Source organism: Ensifer sp. EB106-03-01-XG145, from assembly GCF_058792075.1.
Window position 1 is genome coordinate 596,285 of sequence record NZ_JBYTEC010000001.1, and the last position, 22,487, is coordinate 618,771.

Below are 22,487 nucleotides of genomic sequence, written 5' to 3' on the forward strand. Positions count from 1 at the left end.
CGAGACATGAAGGCCCTTTCCATTGCCGCAACCGGCATGAACGCCCAGCAGCTGAACCTCGAAGTGATCGCGAACAACATCGCGAACATCAACACGACCGGTTACAAGCGCGCCCGCGCAGAATTCTCCGATCTGCTTTATCAGACTGAGCGCGCCCAGGGCGTGCCGAACCGCTCCAACCAGGCCATCGTACCGGAAGGCGCGATCATCGGTCTCGGCGTCCAGACGGCTGCCGTGCGCAACCTGCATATCCAGGGCAGCATGGTCAACACTGGTAACGACTATGACCTGGCGCTGATGGGCCGCGGCTGGTTCCAGGTCGAGACGCCAGATGGCGAGACGGTTTATACGCGCTCCGGCGCCTTCAACAAGAATGCCCAGGGCCAGCTCGTGACCATCGACGGTTACACGGTCGTCCCCGGCATCACGGTTCCGCAGGATGCGACGGAAATCGCCTTCACCAGCTCCGGCCAGGTGATGGTGCGCATCGGCAACGATCCCGCGATGCAGGAAATCGGTCAGCTGACGATCGCCAACTTCGTCAACGAGGCCGGTCTCGAGCCGCAGGGTGACAACCTCTTCAAGCAGACCCCGGCTTCCGGCGACGCGATCGTCGGCACGCCGGCGGACCCGGGCTTCGCGCAGATCAAGCAGAAGTATCTCGAGGCGTCCAACGTCGATCCGGTGAAGGAAATCACCGACCTGATCTCGGCCCAGCGCGCCTACGAGATGAACTCCAAGATCATCCAGGCGGCCGATGAAATGGCGGCCACGGTGAGCAAGAACCTCAGGTAACGAAAGAGGGGGCAAACATGATGTTTCGCCGATCCGCAGACATCAAGGTATCGAAGGGCGACAGTGCATCCAAGGCGCTTCGTCTGGCGGCTGGCGCCTTGCTTGCCGCCACTTTCCTGTTGCCTTCGGCGAGCCTTGCGGAGCGGCCGACCGCGGTGATCCCGACCCGGACGATCTATCCGGGCGAAACGATCGACCGCAGCCGCGTCGAGGTTGTCGACGTTACCAACCCCGATCTCGCGGACGGCTACATCAGGACCCTCAACGAAATCGATGGCAAGGTCACCAAGCGCACGCTTCTGCCCGGTCGGGTGATCCTCGCAAACGCACTGCGCGAGCAGTATGCCGTCGAGCGCGGCTCCACCGTGCGCCTCGTCTTCAGCAATGGCGGCCTGACTATCAGCGCCGCCGGATCACCGCTCCAGGATGCCGCCGTCGGCGAACTGATCCGGGCGCGCAACATCGATACCGGCATCATCGTTTCCGGAACGGTAATGGCCGACGGCACTGTCCATGTGGTGGCGAAATGAAAATGCTTGCCTGCAAATGGTTCCTGACGCTGGCCGTCGCGATCTCGACGGCGCTGACGCCGGCTTTCGGCGCGTCCAGGATCAAGGACGTCGCCTCGCTCCAGGCGGGACGCGACAACCAGCTCATCGGCTATGGCCTCGTCGTCGGCCTTCAGGGAACCGGCGACAGCCTGCGTGCCTCGCCCTTCACCGACCAGTCGGTCCGGGCGATGCTGCAGAACCTCGGCATCTCCACCCAGGGCGGCGATTCCCGCACGCGCAACGTTGCGGCCGTTCTGGTGACGGCGACGCTGCCGCCGTTCGCAAGCCCCGGCAGCCGCGTCGATGTGACCGTCGGTTCGCTCGGCGACTCCACCTCGCTTCGCGGCGGCACCCTGGTGATGACCTCGCTCTCCGGCGCGGACGGCCAGATCTATGCAGTCGCGCAAGGGTCCGTCGTCGTGACGGGCTTTGCCGCGCAGGGCGATGCGGCAACCCTCAACCAGGGTGTGACGACGGCCGGGCGCGTGCCCAATGGCGCAATCATCGAGCGCGAGCTGCCGTCCAAGTTCAAGGATGGCTTCAACCTCGTTCTGCAACTGCGCAACCCGGACTTCTCGACGGCTGTCGGCATGGCTGCGGCGATCAACAAATATGCCGCCCAGCAATATGGCGGTCGCATTGCCGAGGCACGCGATTCTCAATCCGTGCTCGTCGAAAAGCCGAAGATGGCCGATCTCGCTCGGCTGATGGCCGATATCGAGAACATCGTGATCGAGACGGACGTCCCGGCCCGCGTCGTCATCAACGAACGCACCGGCACGATCGTGATTGGCCAGGACGTTCGCATCAACGAGGTGGCGGTGAGCTACGGCACCCTGACCGTCGAGGTCAGCGAGACGCCGACGGTGGTTCAGCCGCTGCCATTCTCGCGTGGACGAACGGAGGTGGAACCGAACACCACCATCAACGCGCAGTCAGATGGCGGCACGGTGGCGATCCTCAACGGATCGAGCCTTCGCTCGCTCGTCGCCGGTCTTAACAACATCGGTGTCAAGCCGGACGGCATCATTGCGATCCTGCAAAGCATCAAAACGGCCGGGGCCCTTCAGGCGGAGCTAGTGCTGCAATGACGGCGAACATGAACCCATCTTTCGGCAAAGTCCGCAATCTGTTGCTTGTCGGCGCGGCCGCCGCTTCGATGCTGACGATGCCCGGCGCCTTCGCTCAGGACGTCACCGCGCCTCCGGCAACCGACGCGACGCAGAATGAGATCCAACAGTTCTGCACGAATATTGCCGACGCCGCCCGCGACCAGCGCTACGTGCTGCAGCGCAAGGACCTCGAGACCTTGCAGGCAAGTATCGACGAACGCATCGCCACGCTGGAGAAGCGACGCGACGAATACGAGGACTGGCTGAAACGCCGCAACGACTTTTTGAAACAGGCCCAGCTCGGTCTTGTCGACATCTACAAGACGATGAAGCCGGATGCGGCTGCCGGCAAGCTGGAAATGGTCAATCCGGAGATCGCGGCCGCGATCGTCATGCAGCTGCCGCCACGACAGTCGTCTCTGATCCTCAGCGAAATGACGGACGAAAGGGCGGCTATCCTTACCAATATCATCTCGAGCGCCAGCGACCCGAACACCTCGAAGGAACCATCATGAAAATGCGTCTAACGGCCGTGCTGACGGCGGGTCTCCTTGCCGGATGCCAGAACCAGGCGTTCAACGAGATTGGTCGGGCGCCTTCGATGAGCCCGATCGGCAGCGGTCTGCAATATTCCCAGACGCCGCAGCTTGCCATGTATCCGAAGCAGCCGCGCCAGGTGGTAAGTGGCTACTCGCTCTGGAACGACCAGCAGGCCGCCCTGTTCAAGGACGCGCGCGCGATCAATGTCGGCGACATCCTCACGGTCGACATCAAGATCAATGAAGGCGCTACCTTCGACAACAAGACGGATCGCAGCCGCAAGAACAGCAGTGGCTTCAACGTCGGTGCCAACGGCAAGTCGGAGGCCAGCGATTTCGGCTGGGAGGGCGACCTGAAATATGGGTCGAATACCAAGACCGAGGGCGACGGCACGACCGAGCGTTCGGAAAAGCTGAGGGTGCTCGTCGCCGCAGTCGTGACCGGAGTTCTCGAAAACGGCAACCTCTTGATCAGCGGTTCGCAGGAAGTGCGCGTCAATCACGAACTGCGCATCCTCAACGTTGCCGGCATCGTGCGGCCGCGGGATGTCGATGCCGAGAACGTCATCAACTACGACCGCATCGCCGAGGCACGCATCTCCTATGGCGGCCGCGGTCGCTTGACCGAGGTGCAGCAGCCGCCCTACGGCCAGCAGTTCATGGACCTATTTTCGCCGATCTGATCGGCAGGGACGGCAAGATGGAAGAATTGGATACCGCCACCGCGCCGAAGTCGCCGTCAAAGGTGATGACCATCGCGATCGTCGCCGTGCTGACGCTCGTTGCCGGCGGCGGCGGCTGGCTGGTCGGCGGCCTGCTCGCGCCGCCTCCGCCGAAGGAGCAGGTCGACGCGACCAAGGAACCGGCCGCCAACGCCACGGGCGAAGAGGGCCTGCCGAAGCTCGCGACCGAAGCGAACGGTGTCGTTCAGCTGGAGCCGATCACCACCAACCTTGCCTATCCTTCGGAGAACTGGATACGGCTCGAGGTGGCGCTGCAGTTCGACGGCGCGCCCGATCCCAAACTAGCGGAACAGATCCACCAGGATATCGCCGCCTATCTGAAGACGGTCTCGCTGCAGCAGATCCAGGGGCCGCGCGGCTTTCAATATCTCCGGGATGACATTCAAGAGCGGGTTGACCTGCGCTCCGATGGGCGCGTAACCAATGTGATGTTCAGAACCTTCGTCATCCAATGATTCGATAAATGGTCCGGCTTGTCGCCTTCATAGTCGCCATGATGGCGATGTCCGGTATTGCCGGCGCCCAGAGTTTTCCCTCTGATATCCTGAATACACCTATCGACGGGTCGGCCGCCTCGTGGATCATCCGCACTTTCGGTCTTCTGACCGTTCTGTCGGTGGCCCCGGGCATCCTGATCATGGTCACCAGCTTTCCGCGCTTCGTGATCGCCTTTGCGATCCTGCGCACCGGCATGGGCCTGGCGACCACGCCGTCGAACATGATCATGGTGTCGCTGGCCCTATTCATGACCTTCTATGTCATGGGGCCGACCTTCGATCGCGCATGGCGCGACGGCATCGATCCGCTCATGAAGAACCAGATCACCGAGGCCGAGGCGATCCCGCGGATCAGCGAGCCGTTCCGCGAATTCATGCTCGCCAACACCCGCGACAAGGACCTGCAGCTCTTCATCGATATCGCCAAGGAAAAGGGCCAGACGGTGGTCGTGGACGACAAGGTGGATCTGCGCGCTGTCGTGCCGGCCTTCATGATCTCCGAAATTCGCCGCGGCTTCGAAATCGGCTTCTTGATCATGCTGCCATTCTTGGTGATCGACCTGATCGTTGCCACCATCACCATGGCCATGGGCATGATGATGCTGCCGCCGACGGCGATCTCGCTGCCCTTCAAGATCCTGTTCTTCGTGCTGATCGACGGATGGAATCTGCTCGTCGGCAGCCTGGTGCGCTCCTTCAGCTAGATACCTGTCATTAAAGGTTTGGGCGCTTCGAAAGGCGCAAACAAAAAAGGCAGCGCCTCGGCGCTGCCTTTCGTCGTTCGGGGTCGAGGGTCGGATCGCTTAGCGTTCGAACGAACCAGTCCGCGCCGGTAGCGCCGGAACGTCGATGTGATCCGGTACCAGACCTCTCTTCGCGCGGTCAGCCATCATTTCGTAGCCCTGTTCCAGGTGGCGGCAGAAGCGTTCGGCATCGAACAACGGCATGCGGAACCGGTTCTCCTCGAGGGTCTTTCGATAGTCGGCGATCCTGTCTCGGTTGTTGTAGAGCGCGACCGCCTCGCGAACATAGTCCTCCGGCCCGGCGGCTACGAGTTCCGGCACGCCAATGGCGTTGAGCAGGCTCTCACTCACGCGTGAGGCGAAGTTGGTGCCTTTGAAGGTCAGCACCGGAAGGCCGGCCCAGAGCTGTTCCGAGGTCGTCGTGTGGCCGTTATAGGGATAGGTGTCGAGGCCGATGTCGGCGACCGGGATACGGCTGATGTGGTCTTGATAGAGGACCTTGGGGCAGACGATGATGCGCTTGGTGTCGAGGCCGGCACTCTTGAACTTTGCGATGATGTTCGCTCGCGCATCCGGGCGGCTGCACATCAGCCAGAGCACGCTGTCCGGGGTCTGCTGAAGGATCTCGATCCACAGGTTGATCGTCTGCAACGAGATCTTGCGGTTGGCGTTGAACGACGCGAAGACGAATACTTCCTCGGGAAGGCCGAGCTGGCGACGCGACAATGGCTGCGGCAGCGGGCGGTTGAGAGGGTCGTTCGGCTGATAGGTGTCGGGAAGCCGGCAGTATTTCTCGTAGTAGTGCGGTTCGCTGCCATCCGGCAGGACATGGGGGTCGCCGATGATGTAGTCGAGGTCCACATTGACCGTCGTCCCGGGAAAGCCGAGCCAGCTCACCTGAACCGGAGCGGTCTGCCGGTTGAAGATGTTCACCCGGCTCTCGAGCGTGTGTCCTTTGAGGTCGACAAGAATGTCGATGTTCTCGGAACGGATGACCTCCGCCGCTTGGTCATCGCTAAGGTCGTTGATGGAAACGATCTTGCCCCACTTTTCGCGGGACCCGTCGTCGCGCACGACGTTGTTGGGCGATGTGTGGCAGAAGAGAGTGATATCGAAACGCGAGCGATCGTGCGCCGTGAGCACGGCTGCGAGCAGCTTCATGGTCGCGTGGTCGTGCCAGAAGTCGGAAGAGACATAGCCGATACGGATGCGGTCGTTCCAGGCATGTGGCATGGCGCGGCGGGCTTCCGTCAGTCCGGCAGGGAAGGGACGGTGCTGCGCGCCGGCAATCCGGTTCAGCCGTTCGTCGCCGCACCAGGTGATATGGTAATAGGGCGCCTCGGCGGCGAGGATATCCGCCTCGCCGAGCCTCAGCGCTCGGTCGATGTCGCGGCTGTGTTTCTCGACTTCGGCAAAGTCGTTTGCCTCGCGGGCATAGACGAGATAGGCGGAGCGCAATGTCGTGTTCTTGGGGTGCGTCTTGAAGAGATTTGCGACGGCCTCACGGTCTAGCGCATCGTTGACATCGGCTGTCAAAAGTTTGAATGCCAGCGATTGATGATGGCGATTGGCGCTGGTCGACAGCGGTGCCTTGAACAGGCCGAGGATTTCCTTCTGGTCGCGCTTGAGGAAGATCGAAGCAATGATGAATGCGATCTCCGGATCCGTCTTGGCTTTCTCCAGCAGCGGGAGGCCGATGGCCAGAGCTTCGTCCTCGTGTCCATTGACGAAATAGAGTTTCATCGCCTCGGTCAGATAGTCCTGCGACCGCGAACCGCCGGCCTCTCCAGCGAGCTGGTAGGCGCGTGCTGCCTCGGGCTTGAAGCCGAGCTTCAGCAGAACCTTGGCGAGCAGCACAAAGGTCTTCGTATCCCGATTGATATTCATCAGGATGTTTAGCTGGTCGAGCGCGTCCGTGTACTGGCCTTTCTGATATTGCCGGGAAGCGGTCGAGAAAATGGCTTGGGCGTTCACTGATAGCTCCGTCGTCTGGGCTGCCGGCATCAATGGCTTGGCACCTCGATGTCGCAAAGCAGGTCTCGTGGCCATCGTAGTAATGGGAGCTTGCCTCAGGCATGACGCGTCAACCCCGATCAAAGCCTGGTCCTGTCTCGCAAGGGGCCATTCGAACGGCGCGTTTGGCGACCCGGACCGTCCACTTAAGGCGTTGTTAAGTATAAATTATCTCTCGTTGAGGCCGCTTCGGCATTTAAGGAATTCGCAAGCATTGGGCTCGATATTCGGCCTCACATGACGGGTTTGGTTTCTTCCGAGAAAGTCGTTGGAACCGAGAGGCATGAAGCCGATCCATCATCACCGGTAGTGTAAACAGTCCGGTATGTCCCCCAATCGTCTTAAGTAATAAAGGGACACTCTAATGACGAGCATCATGACCAATTCCGCCGCAATGGGCGCTCTCGCTACCCTGCGTTCGATCAATTCGGATATGGAAACCACCCAGGACCGCATCTCGTCGGGCCTGCGCGTCGGTTCCGCTGCCGACAACGCCGCTTACTGGTCGATCGCGACCACCATGCGTTCGGACAACAAGGCGCTCTCGACCGTTCAGGACGCACTCGGCCTCGGCGCTGCCAAGACCGACGTTGCCTACACGGCCATGGAAAACTCCAAGAACGTCGTCGACGAGATCAAGAAGAAGCTGGTTGCCGCCAGCGAGCCGGGTGTTGACAAGAGCAAGATCCAGAAGGAAGTCAAGGAGCTGCAGAACCAGCTCGTGAGCATCGCGAAGTCGGCTTCGTTCTCCGGCGAAAACTGGGTCTACAACGACGCCAACAACACGGCTGCCACCAAGTCGATCGTCGGTTCGTTCAACCGCGACAACCAGGGCAATGTCAGCCTGACGCAGCTCCAGTTCGACACGAACAAGAGCTCGCTGATCCAGGTCGACGCCACCGGCGCTAACGTTACGACCGGCGGCACCGGCCTGCTCTCCAGCTACATGGAATACAAGCTGGCGACCAACGGTTCGACGGTCACGACCGGCTACAGCGTGCTGTCGATGGACATCACCAACATGACCACCGGTGCTCTGGCAGAAGCCATCTCGGGCGTTGACGCAACGCTGCTGCAGATGACCGACGCCGCTTCCGACCTCGGTGCGCTCAACAGCCGCGTCGAGCTGCAGAAGAACTTCGTTCAGGACCTCTCGGACTCGATCGAGAAGGGCATCGGCAAGCTCGTCGACGCTGACATGAACGAAGAGTCGACCCGCCTGAAGGCTCTGCAGACGCAGCAGCAGCTCGGTATCCAGGCGCTCTCGATCGCCAACTCGAACTCGCAGAACATCCTGTCGTTGTTCCGTTAATCGGGCGCCAGGCGGCGCGGGTCCCGGCCCGCGCCCGACTGCAGAAAATCGAAACCGCGCTTCGCAAGAGGCGCGGTTTTTTGTTGTGCCAAATCGGATGTTGGAGCGTTTCGAAAAATAATCGCGGCGTCTTAGGTTGCCGTTAACCACGATGGTGTTTGCTGTGTCCATCGAAGGAGCGGGTTAACCAACAACAACAACCGGTTAACAGGCATGAGGCTGACCGCTGCTTCCCGGTAGCTCCCGGAATGTCCCTTTTTCACGAGTATTGCCAACAAGGGGCACTCAGCCAATGACCAGCATCATGACGAACACCGCCGCAATGGCGGCTCTCTCCACTCTGCGTTCGATCAATTCGGATATGGAAACCACCCAGGACCGCATCTCGTCGGGCCTGCGCGTCGGTTCCGCTGCCGACAACGCCGCTTACTGGTCGATCGCGACCACCATGCGTTCGGACAACAAGGCTCTCGGCACGGTTCAGGACGCCCTCGGCCTCGGCGCTGCCAAGACCGACGTTGCCTACACCGCCATGGAAAACTCCAAGGACGTCGTCGACGAGATCAAGAAGAAGCTGGTTGCCGCCAGCGAGCCGGGTGTTGACAAGAGCAAGATCCAGAAGGAAATCAAGGAGCTGCAGAACCAGCTCATCAGCATTTCCAAGTCGGCTTCGTTCTCCGGCGAAAACTGGGTCTACAACGACGCCAACAACACGGCTGCCACCAAGTCGATCGTCGGTTCGTTCAACCGCGACGCCCAGGGCAATGTCAGCCTGACTACGCTCCAGTTCGACACGAACAAGAGCTCGCTGATCCAGGTCGACGCTACCGGCGCTAACGTCACGACCGGCGGCACCGGCCTGCTCTCCAGCTACATGGAATACAAGCTGGCGACCAACGGTGCGACGGTTACGACCGGCTACAGCGTGCTGTCGCTCGACATCACCAACATGACGGTGGGCGCTCTGGCCGAAGCCATCTCGGGCGTTGATGCGACGCTCCTGCAGATGACCGACGCTGCTGCCGATCTCGGTGCGCTCAACAGCCGCGTTGAACTGCAGAAGAACTTCGTTCAGGACCTCTCGGACTCGATCGAGAAGGGCATCGGCAAGCTCGTCGACGCTGACATGAACGAAGAGTCGACCCGCCTGAAGGCTCTGCAGACGCAGCAGCAGCTCGGTATCCAGGCGCTCACGATCGCCAACTCGAACTCGCAGAACATCCTGTCGCTGTTCCGTTAATCGGGCGCCAGGCGGCGCGGGTCCCGGCTCGCGCCCGACTGCAGAAAATCGAAACCGCGCTTCGCAAGAGGCGCGGTTTTTTGTTGGTCTATTTCAGCCACGCGTGCCGAAATTATCGACTGAGCTTCAGCATTTGTTAACCACGATGGTGTTTTCTGTGGCCAACGAAACGGCGGGTTAATCAACATTAACAGGCATGAGGCTGACCGCTGCTTCCCGGTAATCCCGGAATGTCCCTTTTCATTCCAAATCAGCCAACAAGGGGCACTCAGCCAATGACCAGCATCATGACGAACACCGCCGCAATGTCGGCTCTTCAGACCCTGCGTTCGATCAATTCCTCGATGGAAACCACCCAGGACCGCATCTCATCGGGCCTGCGCGTCGGTAGCGCTGCGGACAACGCCGCTTACTGGTCGATCGCAACCACCATGCGTTCGGACAACAAGGCACTCTCGACCGTTGAAGACGCTCTTGGCCTCGGCGCTGCCAAGACCGACGTTGCCTACACGGCCATGGAAAACTCCAAGGACGTCGTCGACGAGATCAAGAAAAAGCTGGTTGCCGCCAGCGAGCCGGGCGTCGACAAGAGCAAGATCCAGAAGGAAATCAAGGAGCTGCAGAGCCAGCTCGTGAGCATTGCCAAGTCAGCTTCGTTCTCCGGCGAAAACTGGGTCTACAACGACGCCAACAACACGGCTGCCACCAAGTCGATCGTCGGTTCGTTCAACCGCGACGCCCAGGGCAACGTCAGCCTGACGACGCTCCAGTTCGACACGAACAAGAGCTCGCTGATCCAGGTCGACGCCACCGGCGCTAACGTTACGACCGGCGGCACCGGCCTGCTATCCAGCTACATGGAATACAAGCTGGCGACCAACGGTGCGACGGTTACGACCGGCTACAGCGTGCTGTCGCTCGACATCACCAACATGACGATGGGCGCTCTGGCAGAAGCCATCTCGGGCGTTGACGCAACGCTTCTGCAGATGACCGACGCTGCTGCCGATCTCGGTGCGCTCAACAGCCGCGTTGAACTGCAGCAGAACTTCGTCCGCGACCTCTCGGACTCGATCGAGAAGGGCGTTGGCCGCCTCGTCGACGCTGACATGAACGAAGAGTCGACCCGCCTGAAGGCTCTGCAGACGCAGCAGCAGCTCGGTATCCAGGCGCTCACGATCGCCAACACCAACTCGCAGAACATCCTGTCGCTGTTCCGCTAAGCGAACGACAGGCAAGACGGGCGATTTTTCGCCCCTCTTGCGCACACAGCAGAAAGGCCGCACGCCCAACGGGGTCGTGCGGCCTTTTTCGTTTTGCGCTTCAAACTTTGGCAGCGGGCGCGATCCGCCTTTAACCTTTCATCCATATTCCCTTATTTTTGTTCACCTTTGTTACCGACTTACTAACGGCGTTAACCATTTGTTAACCATGCAATCGTTACATCTTGGTTAAGAGCGAAGGGTCGCCTCCAGGGCAAAACAGGGGCGATTCGCATGATGCCAGTCCCATCGCTGCCGGTTCTGCACTCCGGAATGTCTTCAGAAATTCATTCCGGGCAGGTGACCAATGACCAGCATCATGACCAATACCGCCGCCATGGCGGCGCTTCAGACCTTGCGTTCCATCAATACCGACATGGCCGAGGTCCAGGATCGGATTTCCTCCGGCTACCGCGTGCAGACCGCTGCGGATAATGCCGCCTACTGGTCGATCGCGACCACCATGCGCTCCGACAATGCGGCGCTGTCGACCGTCGAAGACGCACTCGGCCTCGGTGCAGCCAAGATCGACACGGCCTATGCGGCGATGAATTCGTCCATCGACGTCGTCAGCGAGATCAAGCGCAAGCTGGTTGCCGCGCGCGAGCCGGGCGTCGACAAGCTGAAGATCGACAAGGAAATCACCGAACTCAAGAACCAGCTCCTGGCTGCCGCGCAGTCCGCATCCTTCTCCAGCGAAAACTGGCTCTATAACGCGAATGCGGCTTCCGTCGGCACCAAGTCGATCGTTGCCTCGTTCAACCGCGATGCCAACGGCAACGTGTCGGTCACCACGCTCGACTTCGACACGGCGCAATCCATGCTGATCGATACGGCCAATGCGAGCCGTGGCCTCCTGACCAGAAGCTACGACGCCTCGCTGCTCACGTCGCCGGTCGGCACCTCGGCCAAGCTTTTCCACCTGATCGGCGCACCGGTGACCACCCCGAATGCGACCTCGTCGGAAGTCAAGCTGACGGCAGCGACCACCGACGCCCAGATGGACGACATGATCCGCGTCGTCGACCACATCCTCGGCCAGTTGACGGATGCCGGTTCCACGCTCGGCGCCATCACCAAGCGCATCGACATGCAGGAGAGCTTCATCGCCAACCTGATGGATACGATCGACAAGGGTGTCGGTCGCCTCGTCGATGCCGACATGAACGAGGAATCGACGCGCCTCAAGGCACTGCAGACGCAGCAGCAGCTCGGCATCCAGGCGCTCTCGATCGCCAATACGAACTCCGAGAACATCCTGCGCCTGTTCCAACAGTAAGGCGCATCGGCGGAGAGCGGCCGGCTGCGCCCGGCGGATCCGCCAAAACGCTTCCGCTTTCCCGGAATGGGGGCGGCAAAGTTTGAGTTCTGCCACGTCGTCGGTCACGGCCCCGGTGGAAACGGTTGGACCGCGCTAATTGCCCTGGCGCGGTCCAACACATTCATTTTCGCACAAGTTTGACCGAATAGCCTTCTCTCGCAGTCCTGTCGCATGACTGCCGGCCAAAATGAATCTTGGCCGCCGCCTGCATCGGATCGCTCCGGGAACGACTAGCCCGAACATCGCCGATGTACGTCAAGAATGTTGGGTTCTTCGCATCCGCGGCTGGACCCGTGGGAGACATGTCAGCAGTGCCAGGAGCCATGGAAGTCCGCGCCAGAGGGTGCCGTCTCGTGATCAGACGGGGATTGCCGTATCGCTGCGCCGCCGCGAGTGACCGGTCATGAGTGCGATGCTCTCCCGCTACCTCAAGGATTTCAGCGCGCCGAAAGTCGAGCTGTCGCTGATGCCCCAAAAATATTTCCCCGACCTGGACAGCGACTATGCCGATGGCGACCGCCTCGGCGCGAGGCCAGCCATGCCAGAGATTGACATCGACGCGGAGCGCCGACGCGCCTTCGCAGAAGGCCGCGCCGAGGCGACGGCCGAGCTCGTCTTCGAACACGAGCGCCAGATTGCCGACCTGCAGGCGACCCATGCGGCCGAGCTCGCGGCCTTGACCCAACGCCTCGAAGCAGAGACCGCCAACCGCCTGGCAGAGCGTTTTGCCGACATGGCCGACAGTCTGGTGGTCGCGCTCGGAGATCAGACCGCTCGGGTCCTTGCGCCGGTCATGGAGGATGCCCTCCTGCAGCGCGCCGTCGCCGATATGGCGCAGATGATTAAGCAGGGCCTGGTGGCCGGCGAAGGTTGCACCGTCGTCGTCAAGGCCCCAACCCAACTCTTCGAGGCGCTGAAGCGCCAGCTCGGGGAGGACATGCCTTTGTTCCGCCACGTCGAAACCGACGACATCGATCTCGCTGTCGAAATGGACGGTACGATCCTGGTGACACGCATGGCCGCCTGGGCCGATACCGTCCGGAAAGTTCTCGCATGAGCGACGAAAACCATCACAACGGCAAACATGAGATCATTATCGTCAAGCGCCACAACGGTGGCCATGACGGGCATCACGGCGGCTCGTGGAAGATCGCCTATGCCGACTTCATGACGGCAATGATGGCCTTCTTCCTCGTCATGTGGCTGATCAACGCTGCCAACGAGGAAACGAAGGCGGCGATCGCCTCCTATTTCAATCCGGTGCAATTGACCGACCAGAAGCCTGCCGAACGCGGCTTGAAGGATCCGGCGAAGGATGCGCAGGGCGAGGAGACGCAGCAGCGCTCCAAGGTCGATGGCGAGCAGGAAAAGTCCGGTGGGTCGGCCAAGACGGGCGACCAGTTGACCGCGACCTCGGGCGAAGAAACCAAGTATTCCGACGCAGACTTCTTCGAGAACCCCTATTCGGTGCTCTCCGAAATCGCCCGCGAAGTCGGCCAGCAGGCCAACATCAGCGTCAAGGGTGAGGGCGGAGCGGCTCAGTCCGGTCCGGCAACCGGCGCCGACGGCGGCGAAGCCTATCGCGATCCGTTCGATCCGGATTTCTGGACCAAGCAGGTCGAACTGACCGACGCGGGCAATACGACCAAGAGCGACGTGGCGCTCGCCGCGGCGTCGGCGATGCAGGCAGGTGGCGCTCCGGCGGTCGACAAGACCGAGGATGAAACACAGGCGGAGCAGGCGAAGGCAGAAGACGGCACGGACAAAACGACCGAGAGCGACGGCGGCGACAAGCCGAAGACCGAGACGGCCGAGGCGACCGCGGAGAAGCAGGCCGAAGAACTCCAGGCCGAGCTCAAGAAGCAACTTGCCGGTGAGGCTGGCCAGCTGGCGGAAGGCCTTGTCGTAACGCCGGCCGAGGGCGGTCTCATGGTTACGATCAGCGAGCGCACGGACGCGCAGATGTTCGCCATCGGTTCGGCCGTGCCGCAGAAGGAACTGGTGCTGGCGATGGAAAAGATCGGCCATCTGCTCGCCGAGCGGCAGGGTGCGGTCGCGATCCGCGGCCACACCGACGGCCGCCCGTTCAAGGACGGCACCTATGACAACTGGCGGCTCTCCGCCGCACGCGCCCAGAGTGCCTATTACATGCTCGTTCGCGGTGGTCTGAAGGAAGACCGCGTCAGCCAGATCACTGGCTTCGCCGACCGGCGGCTGCAGATCCCGGCTGATCCCTATGCGCCGGGCAACCGGCGCATCGAGATCCTGCTGCAATCGGCTCCGGGTTAAACATGATGCTGAGACGCCTGCGATCGATCCTGATGACCTGCTGCGTGCTGGCGACCCCGTTTGCAAACGGGAGCGCCAGGGCGAACGATATCGAGGAACTCGCGCCCTTCAAGATGATCCGGTCGCTGCAATATGTGCAGGACTCCGTGGTGCTCGGCGATCATTCCGCGATCGAGATGCAGCGTTTCATGCTCGGGGCGATCGACAAGCGGTTGCGCGCCGCCGATGCCTCGGTGTTTAGCGACCCGCGCAACGTCGATGCGGCGCTTGTCTATGCGATGAGCGGCGGCAATCCCGAGACGCTGAAGTACCTTTCGGATCATGACGTGGCCGGCAATTTCGATTCCCGCGTGACCGAAGCGCTACGGCAGTATCTGAACGGCAAGGGCGGTCTGATCGTCGAGAACCTGTCCAGGGCTGCCCCGGAATATCGAAACGCCCGCATCGGTCCCTATCTCTATCTCATTCTTGGCAATGCGACCTCGCAGCAGGATCCGGTTGCGGCGATGAAGTATTACGATTGGGCGCGTTTGACGGCTCCCGGCACGATCATCGAGGAGGCGGCCTTGCGTCGCTCCGTGTTCCTTGCGGTGCAGGCCGACGCGCCGGACAAGGGCTTTCACTACGCGCTGACCTATGCACGCCGCTACCTGACGTCTCCCTATGCCAGCCAGTTCGCCGACGTCTTCGTCGAGCTTGCCGTCGCGCATTTCGACGGAGAAGCCCAGGGGCGGATCTTCGAGATTCTCGACTTCATGGACGCGCCGCGCCAGCGCGAGGTCTATCTGCGTGTCGCCCGGCGCGCAGCGATTGCCGGCAAGCAGGCATTGGCGAAGCAGGCTTCTGAGCGGGCCGAAGCGCTTGGTGCCGACGGCGCGATGCAGCCGAAAGTGCTCGCCGGTTTCTATGCGGGCCTGGCGTCCGTTCCCTCCAGCGATGTGTTCGCCGCGACAGCAAGTATAGCAGCGATACCGGATGCCGAGCTTTCGCCACGCGACCGCGCGTTGCGTGATGCCGCAAGAGCCGTCGCAGATGCGGTCGTCAGGCCGCCGAATGATGAAAGCCTCACGCAAGCGTTTGCGACTAAACCCGATAGACCGGTCGAAGCCGACATCTCGGAAGCGGGTGAGGAGACAGGCAGTGGCCTAAGCCCCTTCGGCAATACGCCGATCCCGGTGGCCGCAGCCGAAGGCGCGGCGGAAATCGACGCCGGTGCGGCCGGCGATCCCGAACACGACGGGTTCGTGGCGAAGGGGAGGTCGAAGATCGAAGAGATCGATGCTCTCCTGAAGGGAGAAGGGAAATGAGGGCTCTTGATGATAGCCTGCGCGGCCTGCCCCCGGCCCCTGCCGGCAAGGGAAATGGGCGCGCCGGCGGCAAGGAGCAGGCGGGTGGCGCCTTGGGCGGTGCCTTCGAGGACGCCGTGGCAAATGCTGGACGGCAGAAGGCGAATGATCAGGCGGGAACCGGCAAAGGCCTCGGCGACACCGCTGCCGGCGACGACACGGAGGCTGGAGCCTTGATCGACAAGGACAACATTGCCAAGAGCGCCGGCAGGCACGGCGCGGCGGCGCGCAGCATTGCCATCGGCCGCGACGAACAGGCACTTGGCGAACACGCGCCCCACGACCGTTTCCCAGCAACGGAACGCGACCTTGGCGCGCGTCGCACGGCGAACAAGGCCGATACGGCCAAGGCGAACGCGGATCCGGCCGGTTTGAGCAACGCGACCGTCCCGGACGAACTCGCAGAGCGCATTGCCGACCTTGCGGAGCGGCTGGCAAAGGCGCAGGCAAACGGCGAAACGACGGCGGCAGGCGACGCCGATGCCGCCAATGGCGAGGGCGGCGAAGCGACGTCGGCATCGAAGATGGATATGGATGACCTGTTGACGCTGCTCGGCGGCGGCCAGGCGGTCGGGCAGGCGCTCGGCGAAACGACCAAGGCCGGCCGTCAGCCGGCGACTGGCACGGGCGAGGCTGCAGGCATGCATGTCGCTGGGACCGGCGAGCACGGCGCCAAGGCCGAGTCCGCGGCAGGCGAGGGCGATGTGGATCGGCTCTTCCGCTTCGCCCGGGCCGACGGGAAGGGACAGGCCGTAACCATGAGCCTTTCCAAGGATGGAGAGGCTGCGTTCGACGGCACCCGTTCGCAGGCTGCCAAGGTCGAGAACGTCACGGTGCTTGAGGCTCGGCGCTATCTGGGCATCTCGATGAATCCGAACACGAGCGCCGTGGCGGACGCGATCGCAGGCGAAGTCGGCGCCAGCCCGTTGCAGCCGAGCGCGGCACTCAGCCAGCCAGGCGCCTGGACCCAGGCAGGCAAGACGCTGAACACGCTGAAGATCCAGCTCCATCCGATCGAACTCGGTCTCGTCACCGCCACGCTGAGGCTCAAGGATGACGAATTGCAGGTCGAGCTGAAGGTGGAGACCGGCGAAGCGTTCCGGCAGTTGCGCGACGACCAGAGCGAGATGGTGAAGGCCCTGCGTGCGCAGGGCTTCGCGGTCGACCAGGTCAACATCGTCTTCAATTCGGGCGGCGACACGTCCTCGGGTGGAGGCTCGCAGGCTCAGGCACAAGCCCAGGCCGGGCAGCAGGGACGCGAGCGGGCTGACGGGAACGGCCAGGGACGTCAGCAGCGACAGGACGACGGCCAGGCTTCGATGGCGGAAAGGTGGGTTGGCAATGGCGGGACGGACGATGCGGCTGCCGGCACTGAGCGCTCTCGCACTGGTCACGTCTACATGTAGTGCCTTGGCCAGCGCCGGCGTCTGCGAACGCGAGATCATGAACGCCGCGGCGAAATACGACATCCCTGCCGGGATACTCTATTCCGTCGGGCTGACCGAAACCGGCCGCAAGGGCTCGCTGCAGCCCTATGCGATGAACATCGAAGGCAAGGCCTATTTCGGCACCAGTGAACAGGACGTTCTCACGCAGTTCGGCAATGCCCGTGCGCAGGGCGCCAAGCTCATCGATCTTGGCTGCATGCAGATCAACTATTACTTCCATGGCGAGCATTTCAGCTCGCCGCAGGAGATGCTTGACCCGCGCAAGAATGTCGAATATGCCGCGCGCTTCCTGGCCAATCTGCACGCCAAGCATGAGACTTGGACTATGGCTGTTGCCCGCTATCACGCGGGCCCGAACAACGACCCGGCGCAGAAGAAATATGTCTGTCGGGTGATCGCGAATCTTGTCGCGACTGGCTACGGCAAGTGGACGCCGAACGCCACGCAGTTCTGTCAGTGAGCAACCAATAATTGTATTTTTGAAGGCGCTGCCGCATTGTGGCGACAATGCGTGGACAATGTGACGGCAAGCGGATTTGTCGTAGTCCGTTAACTTTTCCACATTATTTTAGTGCCGACGTTAACGGGGTGCCACTAGATATAGATCAAATCGGCGAAACATGGTTAATCAATTATTAATTCCACCCAGTAACTTCCTCTAGTTGTTCATGAATCCCTCGATTCGTACCTCTCGATCAGTGCGGAGCCATACTGATTCGGAGGCGGGCGAATGATCGTAGTGGTTGATGAAAGAGAGCTTGTGAAGGACGGCTATACGTCGCTCTTCGGGCGTGAAGGAATTCCCTCGACGGGCTTCGACCCCAGGGAGTTTGGCGAGTGGGTAAATGCGGCGGCTGATTCGGATATCGATGCCGTCGAGGCCTTCCTGATCGGCCAGGGCGACGCCACCTTCACGCTGCCTCGTGCCATCCGCGATCGGTCGATGGCGCCCGTCATCGCCGTCAGCGACACCCCCTCTCTGGAAAACACGCTTGCGCTCTTTGATTGTGGCGTCGACGACGTCGTGCGCAAGCCGGTTCACCCCCGCGAAATCCTCGCCCGCGTCGCCGCAATCCGCCGACGCCTGAAGGCGATTACCAACTTCACCGACATCGGTCCGATCCGCGTCTTTGCCGATGGCCGTGATCCGGAGATCAACGGCGACGTCTTCGCCCTGCCGCGCCGCGAACGACGGATTCTCGAATATTTGGTCGCAAACCGCGGCCGCCGCGTATCCAAGTCGCAGATCTTCAACGCGATCTACGGGATCTTCGACGAGGACGTCGAAGAAAACGTCGTCGAGAGCCACATCAGCAAGCTGCGCAAGAAACTGCGCAAGAAGCTCGGCTTCGATCCGATCGATTCCAAGCGCTTCCTTGGCTACTGCATCGACTGGAACTGAACGCCACGCGGTTGAGCGGGCGCCGAACAAAGACAGGTTCACGCAAGGCCCGCTTCCTAGTGTCGCCGTAACAAGGAAATGAGGATCCGATATGAGTCTCTATGGCAGCATGAGAACGGGCGTGTCCGGTATGAACGCCCAGTCCAACCGTCTCGGCACGGTCGCCGAAAACATCGCGAATGCGAACACGACGGGCTACAAGCGCGCCTCGACCGAGTTCTCGTCGATGATCCTGCCTTCGGGCGGCGGCAACTACAATTCCGGCGGCGTCGAAACCCAGGTGCGCTACAGCATCTCGCAGCAGGGCGGCACGAGCTACACGACGTCAGCAAGTGACTTGGCCATCAACGGTGGCGGCTTCTTCATCGTCCAGGGCAATGGCGGCCAGAATTTCCTGACGCGTGCCGGCTCCTTCGTCCCCGACAAGGACGGCAACCTCGTCAACACCGCCGGCTTCACGCTGATGGGTTACGAATACAAGGCCGGCGCTGATCCGACGGTTGTTGTTAACGGCTTTGACGGCTTGACGCAGGTCAAGCTCAAGGACGAAGGCCTGGTGGCCTCCGGTTCGACCAAGGGCGCGATGGAAGCCAACCTGCCGTCGGGTGCAGCGATCGGCGACGAAAAGCCGACCTCGCTCGTCGTTTATGACAGCCAGGGCAACACCCGTATCCTCGATTTCGTCTACAAGAAAACCAACGTCAATGAGTGGTCGCTCGAGATCCGCGACCGTGCAACTTACTCGGCCGGCCCGCCGATCACCGGTGTGATCGGCTCTCAGGTCATGACTTTCGACGCGGCCGGCAAGCGCACCGGCGCGGTCCCCACCACACTGACGACGACGGCTATCAACAACCTGCCGGGCACCGGCGCCAATCTCGGCGCGCTGACGATCGACACCACTAAGACCACGCAGCTCGGCGGTGACTTCACCAGCACCGGCGGCGGCATCGACGGCAGCAAGCCGAGCAAGATGTCGGGTTTCGAGATCGACAAGGAAGGCATCGTCTATGTCAAGTACGGCGACGGCAACCTCGTTCCGAAGTATCGCATCGCGCTGGCGACCGTGCAGAGCCCGGACAAGCTGCAGCCAGAATCGGGCAACGTCTATTCGCAGGGCACCGATTCCGGCGTCATCGTCACCGGTTTTGCCGGCTCCGGGGCATTCGGCAACATCCAGTCCAAGGCGCTTGAAAACTCCAACGTCGACATCGCCAACGAACTGACCTCGATGATCGAGGCGCAGCGCAACTACACGGCAAACTCCAAGGTGTTCCAGACCGCCTCGGACCTGCTTGACGTGCTGGTCAACCTGAAACGGTAATTGAAAGAGATACGGTCCGCGTCATGTCGCTGTCCTCCGCAATATCCATCGCACAGCAGGCCTTCAGCAATACGGCGCAGCAGACCGCGACCGTGTCGAAGAACATCGCGAATGCGGGCAATGCGGATTATTCGCGTCGTCTCGCTCTCTTGGGCAGCACGCCGAACGGGGCGCAGGTCGTATCTATTTACCGGGCCCAGAACGAGGCGTTGCTCAAGCAGAGCATCGCCAGCATCGGCGAAGCCTCGGGCCAGGCCCGGCTTCGCGACGGGCTGGAACTGCTGAAGTCGGCGCTCGGCGGCAACAACTATGAAACGGCGCCGTCGAAGCTGCTTTCCGATTTCCGCAACAGCCTGCAGACCTTGGCCGCAACGCCGGGAAACAAGACGATCGCGGCGACGGCGGTCTCCGATGCGCAGGATCTCGCCGACTCGCTCAACAAGACCTCCACCACGGTGCAGGATCTGCGCAAGGATGCCGACAAGGAAATCGCGATTGAGGTCGACAAGCTGAATAGCTTGCTGGCGGATTTCGAGAAGGCCAACAACGCCGTCAAGTCGGCGACGGCGCTAGGCAGTGACGCCAGCGACGCGCTCGACCAGCGCGACAAGATCCTGAAGCAGGTTTCGGAGATCATCGGCATCTCCACCGTCACGCGCGGCAACAGCGATACGGTGATCTTCACCACCGACGGCACGGTGCTCTTCGAGAACATTCCGCGTCAGGTCACTTTCGCTCCTACCACCACATTCGACGCCACCGTCACAGGAAACAAGATTTTCGTCGATGGCGTGCCGATCGCAGCCGGAACCGGCGCGGACACGACAGCCAAGGGCAAGCTCGCGAGCCTGGTGCAGCTGCGCGACGATATCGCGCCGAAGTTCCAGTCGCAGCTAGACGAGATCGCGCGCGGTCTGGTCGAGCTTTTCAAGGAAGGCAACCCGCCGGCAATCGCGTATCAGCCCGGTCTGTTCACCTGGGGAAGTGCTGGCGTTCCGCCAACGGGCACCGTCGTCCCCGGCATGGCGTCCAAGATCACCGTCAACGCCTTGGCCAAAGCAAACCCGTTGCTGCTGCGAGACGGCGGCTTCAATGGCGTGGTGTCGAACCCGGGCGGTGCGGCCAATCCGAGCCCCGGTTATACCGCGCTGCTCGACGGCTTCATCAACAAGATGGGCGAGAACATGTCGTTCGCCCCGTCCACTGGCCTCGATAGTAATAGCAGCCTTTTGAACTTTGCGACCGGTTCGGTTGGCTGGCTCGAGCAGACACGCAAGACGGCCTCGACCGCGGACGACAACAAGCAGGCAATGCTTGCGCGCACCCAGGAAGCACTCAGCAAGCAGACGGGCGTCAGCATCGACGAAGAACTGTCGCTGCTGCTCGATCTCGAACAATCCTACAAAGCATCGGCCAAGCTGGTCAGTACCGTGGATGCCATGATGGCAGCCCTTATGGAAGCCGTGAGGTAATCATGAAGACGTCCTACGTTTCTAATCTGGCGATCCAGAGCGCAATGCGCCTGACGATCCAGCAGAATCAGTCGGAGCTGCTCAAACTCACCCAGGAGCAGACCACCGGCCGCCACTATGACGTTGGCCTGGCGCTTGGTGCGACGGCGTCACGTTCACTCAACCTTCAGCGCGAGCTGGACCGGCTGAACTCGATGAAGAGCACGAACTCGGTCGTGACCCAGCGTCTCTCCGGTTCGCAGGGCGCTCTCGAGACCATGGCGAAGGCGGCGGAAAAGGTGCGCGACACGCTCGTCACCTACAAGGGCAACGATGCTGCCAGCCAGTTGAAGATCCAGAAGACCGAGATCATGGGCGCGCTGCAGACCTTTACTGCTGCGGCCAACACTTCTTTCAATGGCGAGTTCCTGTTTTCGGGCATCAACACGGATGCCAAGCCGGTTGCCGACTACGACACGACACCGCCGTCGGCCGCCAAGACTGCTTTCGACAATGCACTCTCGACCTTCATGGCTGCGCAGGTTCCGCCGCTGACCGGCATGAACCAGTTCTCCGTCACGCAAATGCAGGACTTCATCAAGAACACCGTCGAACCGATGTTCACCGGACCTGGCTGGGATGCCAACTGGTCCGACGCTTCGAACCAGAACATGACGAGCCGGATCAGCACCAGCGAAGTCATCGAGAGCTCGACCAACGCCAATACCAAGGGTTTCCGGATGTTCGCGGTGGCAAGCGTGATCGCCGCTGAACTGATGGACAAGAACGTAACGCCTGAGGTGCGCTCGGCCATTGGCGTCGCAGCCCTCGACTACGCGGAACAGGGGATTGCCGGCCTCAACGCGGAGCGCAGCTCGCTCGGTATCTCTGAAGCGCGCGTCAAGAAGGCGAATACCTCCATCGAAGCGCAGCTCAAGCTCGTCAACACGCATGTCGCCGACATCGAGGGCGTCGATCCGATCGAGACATCGACCCGGATCAACACGCTAAAGGTGCAGTTGGAAACGTCCTATACACTAACGTCACGACTACAGCAGATGAGCTTGCTCAATTTCCTCTAGTATGGGGAACCGGACAA

Annotated in this window: 21 protein-coding genes; 20 read left to right on the forward strand and 1 reads right to left on the reverse strand. The window is 61.4% G+C overall.

Features of this window, described 5'->3' with window-relative positions; translation table 11 throughout:
• The first annotated feature begins 6 nt into the window (after positions 1-6).
• From flgG to fliP, 7 genes are read left to right on the forward strand one after another with little or no spacing between them, the layout of a single operon-like run.
• Positions 7-795 carry a flagellar basal-body rod protein FlgG gene (gene flgG / locus AC3WWH_RS02920; RefSeq protein ID WP_057248211.1) on the forward strand — a complete coding sequence of 263 codons (789 nt, stop codon included), beginning with the start codon at positions 7-9 and terminating at the stop codon, positions 793-795.
• Positions 796-812: 17 nt separating this feature from the next.
• Positions 813-1,325, forward strand: a complete 513-nt coding sequence (flgA, locus tag AC3WWH_RS02925) for a flagellar basal body P-ring formation chaperone FlgA (RefSeq protein ID WP_082615704.1) — start codon at positions 813-815, stop codon at positions 1,323-1,325.
• Positions 1,322-2,437: a flagellar basal body P-ring protein FlgI gene (locus tag AC3WWH_RS02930; RefSeq protein ID WP_058323543.1), complete on the forward strand. Its 1,116-nt coding sequence runs from the start codon at positions 1,322-1,324 to the stop codon at positions 2,435-2,437. The genes flgA and AC3WWH_RS02930 overlap by 4 nt, the downstream gene beginning before the upstream one ends.
• A gap of 8 nt (positions 2,438-2,445) precedes the next feature.
• Complete coding sequence (locus AC3WWH_RS02935) at positions 2,446-2,973, forward strand: MotE family protein (protein WP_373419912.1); 528 nt, start codon at positions 2,446-2,448, stop codon at positions 2,971-2,973.
• Positions 2,970-3,680: a flagellar basal body L-ring protein FlgH gene (flgH, locus tag AC3WWH_RS02940; RefSeq protein WP_057248214.1), complete on the forward strand. Its 711-nt coding sequence runs from the start codon at positions 2,970-2,972 to the stop codon at positions 3,678-3,680. The genes AC3WWH_RS02935 and flgH overlap by 4 nt, the downstream gene beginning before the upstream one ends.
• Positions 3,681-3,697: 17 nt before the next feature.
• Entirely contained in the window at positions 3,698-4,195 is a 498-nt protein-coding gene (locus tag AC3WWH_RS02945) for a flagellar basal body-associated FliL family protein (protein ID WP_058323542.1), read from the forward strand.
• Positions 4,196-4,203: 8 nt separating this feature from the next.
• Positions 4,204-4,941, forward strand: coding sequence for a flagellar type III secretion system pore protein FliP (gene fliP / locus AC3WWH_RS02950; RefSeq protein ID WP_057248216.1), 738 nt, complete (start codon positions 4,204-4,206; stop codon positions 4,939-4,941).
• A 99-nt stretch (positions 4,942-5,040) separates the two neighbouring features.
• On the opposite strand, the gene AC3WWH_RS02955 is transcribed toward fliP, so the two are convergent.
• Positions 5,041-6,984 carry an O-linked N-acetylglucosamine transferase, SPINDLY family protein gene (locus AC3WWH_RS02955; RefSeq protein WP_058323541.1) on the reverse strand — a complete coding sequence of 648 codons (1,944 nt, stop codon included), beginning with the start codon at positions 6,982-6,984 and terminating at the stop codon, positions 5,041-5,043.
• Positions 6,985-7,357: 373 nt separating this feature from the next.
• Here AC3WWH_RS02955 and AC3WWH_RS02960 point away from each other — a divergent pair, with 373 nt between their 5' ends.
• The 13 genes from AC3WWH_RS02960 to AC3WWH_RS03020 all read left to right on the forward strand — a co-directional run bounded on the left by AC3WWH_RS02960 (position 7,358) and on the right by AC3WWH_RS03020 (position 22,470).
• Complete coding sequence (locus AC3WWH_RS02960; protein WP_113479948.1) at positions 7,358-8,305, forward strand: flagellin N-terminal helical domain-containing protein; 948 nt, start codon at positions 7,358-7,360, stop codon at positions 8,303-8,305.
• Positions 8,306-8,597: 292 nt separating this feature from the next.
• Entirely contained in the window at positions 8,598-9,545 is a 948-nt protein-coding gene (locus AC3WWH_RS02965) for a flagellin N-terminal helical domain-containing protein (protein WP_192494620.1), read from the forward strand.
• A gap of 275 nt (positions 9,546-9,820) precedes the next feature.
• On the forward strand, positions 9,821-10,768 hold the full coding sequence (locus tag AC3WWH_RS02970; protein WP_058325385.1) for a flagellin N-terminal helical domain-containing protein: 948 nt from the start codon (positions 9,821-9,823) through the stop codon (positions 10,766-10,768).
• Positions 10,769-11,114: 346 nt separating this feature from the next.
• Positions 11,115-12,086 (forward strand): flagellin N-terminal helical domain-containing protein, encoded by a 972-nt coding sequence (locus tag AC3WWH_RS02975; RefSeq protein WP_058320502.1) that lies wholly within the window; start codon positions 11,115-11,117, stop codon positions 12,084-12,086.
• A gap of 445 nt (positions 12,087-12,531) precedes the next feature.
• On the forward strand, positions 12,532-13,185 hold the full coding sequence (locus tag AC3WWH_RS02980; RefSeq protein ID WP_058320501.1) for a hypothetical protein: 654 nt from the start codon (positions 12,532-12,534) through the stop codon (positions 13,183-13,185).
• Positions 13,182-14,417, forward strand: coding sequence for a MotB family protein (locus AC3WWH_RS02985; protein WP_058320500.1), 1,236 nt, complete (start codon positions 13,182-13,184; stop codon positions 14,415-14,417). Before AC3WWH_RS02980 ends, AC3WWH_RS02985 begins: the two co-directional genes overlap by 4 nt.
• A 5-nt stretch (positions 14,418-14,422) precedes the next feature.
• Positions 14,423-15,724, forward strand: coding sequence for a chemotaxis protein MotC (gene motC, locus AC3WWH_RS02990; protein WP_058320544.1), 1,302 nt, complete (start codon positions 14,423-14,425; stop codon positions 15,722-15,724).
• On the forward strand, positions 15,721-17,169 hold the full coding sequence (gene fliK / locus AC3WWH_RS02995; protein ID WP_058320499.1) for a flagellar hook-length control protein FliK: 1,449 nt from the start codon (positions 15,721-15,723) through the stop codon (positions 17,167-17,169). Before motC ends, fliK begins: the two co-directional genes overlap by 4 nt.
• Complete coding sequence (locus AC3WWH_RS03000) at positions 17,120-17,671, forward strand: transglycosylase SLT domain-containing protein (protein WP_057251064.1); 552 nt, start codon at positions 17,120-17,122, stop codon at positions 17,669-17,671. Before fliK ends, AC3WWH_RS03000 begins: the two co-directional genes overlap by 50 nt.
• Positions 17,672-17,941: 270 nt before the next feature.
• Positions 17,942-18,613, forward strand: a complete 672-nt coding sequence (gene rem, locus AC3WWH_RS03005) for a transcriptional activator Rem (protein ID WP_058320498.1) — start codon at positions 17,942-17,944, stop codon at positions 18,611-18,613.
• 91 nt (positions 18,614-18,704) lie between these two features.
• A complete protein-coding gene (locus AC3WWH_RS03010) occupies positions 18,705-19,937 on the forward strand; it encodes a flagellar hook protein FlgE (RefSeq protein ID WP_058320497.1) in 1,233 nt (410 codons plus the stop codon).
• A gap of 23 nt (positions 19,938-19,960) precedes the next feature.
• Positions 19,961-21,409, forward strand: a complete 1,449-nt coding sequence (gene flgK / locus AC3WWH_RS03015; protein ID WP_058320496.1) for a flagellar hook-associated protein FlgK — start codon at positions 19,961-19,963, stop codon at positions 21,407-21,409.
• Positions 21,410-21,411: 2 nt separating this feature from the next.
• Positions 21,412-22,470, forward strand: coding sequence for a flagellar hook-associated family protein (locus tag AC3WWH_RS03020; protein WP_057251057.1), 1,059 nt, complete (start codon positions 21,412-21,414; stop codon positions 22,468-22,470).
• Positions 22,471-22,487 lie beyond the last annotated feature (17 nt).

What these genes read in the sequence shown, in the direction of transcription:
- flgG (WP_057248211.1), top strand. Translation starts at nt 7, where the DNA reads ATGAAGGCCCTTTCCATTGCCGCAACCGGCATGAACGCCCAGCAGCTG.
- flgA (WP_082615704.1), top strand. Translation starts at nt 813, where the DNA reads ATGATGTTTCGCCGATCCGCAGACATCAAGGTATCGAAGGGCGACAGT.
- AC3WWH_RS02930 (WP_058323543.1), top strand. Translation starts at nt 1,322, where the DNA reads ATGAAAATGCTTGCCTGCAAATGGTTCCTGACGCTGGCCGTCGCGATC.
- AC3WWH_RS02935 (WP_373419912.1), top strand. Translation starts at nt 2,446, where the DNA reads ATGAACCCATCTTTCGGCAAAGTCCGCAATCTGTTGCTTGTCGGCGCG.
- flgH (WP_057248214.1), top strand. Translation starts at nt 2,970, where the DNA reads ATGAAAATGCGTCTAACGGCCGTGCTGACGGCGGGTCTCCTTGCCGGA.
- AC3WWH_RS02945 (WP_058323542.1), top strand. Translation starts at nt 3,698, where the DNA reads ATGGAAGAATTGGATACCGCCACCGCGCCGAAGTCGCCGTCAAAGGTG.
- fliP (WP_057248216.1), top strand. Translation starts at nt 4,204, where the DNA reads ATGGTCCGGCTTGTCGCCTTCATAGTCGCCATGATGGCGATGTCCGGT.
- AC3WWH_RS02955 (WP_058323541.1), bottom strand. Translation starts at nt 6,984, where the DNA reads ATGCCGGCAGCCCAGACGACGGAGCTATCAGTGAACGCCCAAGCCATT.
- AC3WWH_RS02960 (WP_113479948.1), top strand. Translation starts at nt 7,358, where the DNA reads ATGACGAGCATCATGACCAATTCCGCCGCAATGGGCGCTCTCGCTACC.
- AC3WWH_RS02965 (WP_192494620.1), top strand. Translation starts at nt 8,598, where the DNA reads ATGACCAGCATCATGACGAACACCGCCGCAATGGCGGCTCTCTCCACT.
- AC3WWH_RS02970 (WP_058325385.1), top strand. Translation starts at nt 9,821, where the DNA reads ATGACCAGCATCATGACGAACACCGCCGCAATGTCGGCTCTTCAGACC.
- AC3WWH_RS02975 (WP_058320502.1), top strand. Translation starts at nt 11,115, where the DNA reads ATGACCAGCATCATGACCAATACCGCCGCCATGGCGGCGCTTCAGACC.
- AC3WWH_RS02980 (WP_058320501.1), top strand. Translation starts at nt 12,532, where the DNA reads ATGAGTGCGATGCTCTCCCGCTACCTCAAGGATTTCAGCGCGCCGAAA.
- AC3WWH_RS02985 (WP_058320500.1), top strand. Translation starts at nt 13,182, where the DNA reads ATGAGCGACGAAAACCATCACAACGGCAAACATGAGATCATTATCGTC.
- motC (WP_058320544.1), top strand. Translation starts at nt 14,423, where the DNA reads ATGCTGAGACGCCTGCGATCGATCCTGATGACCTGCTGCGTGCTGGCG.
- fliK (WP_058320499.1), top strand. Translation starts at nt 15,721, where the DNA reads ATGAGGGCTCTTGATGATAGCCTGCGCGGCCTGCCCCCGGCCCCTGCC.
- AC3WWH_RS03000 (WP_057251064.1), top strand. Translation starts at nt 17,120, where the DNA reads ATGCGGCTGCCGGCACTGAGCGCTCTCGCACTGGTCACGTCTACATGT.
- rem (WP_058320498.1), top strand. Translation starts at nt 17,942, where the DNA reads ATGATCGTAGTGGTTGATGAAAGAGAGCTTGTGAAGGACGGCTATACG.
- AC3WWH_RS03010 (WP_058320497.1), top strand. Translation starts at nt 18,705, where the DNA reads ATGAGTCTCTATGGCAGCATGAGAACGGGCGTGTCCGGTATGAACGCC.
- flgK (WP_058320496.1), top strand. Translation starts at nt 19,961, where the DNA reads ATGTCGCTGTCCTCCGCAATATCCATCGCACAGCAGGCCTTCAGCAAT.
- AC3WWH_RS03020 (WP_057251057.1), top strand. Translation starts at nt 21,412, where the DNA reads ATGAAGACGTCCTACGTTTCTAATCTGGCGATCCAGAGCGCAATGCGC.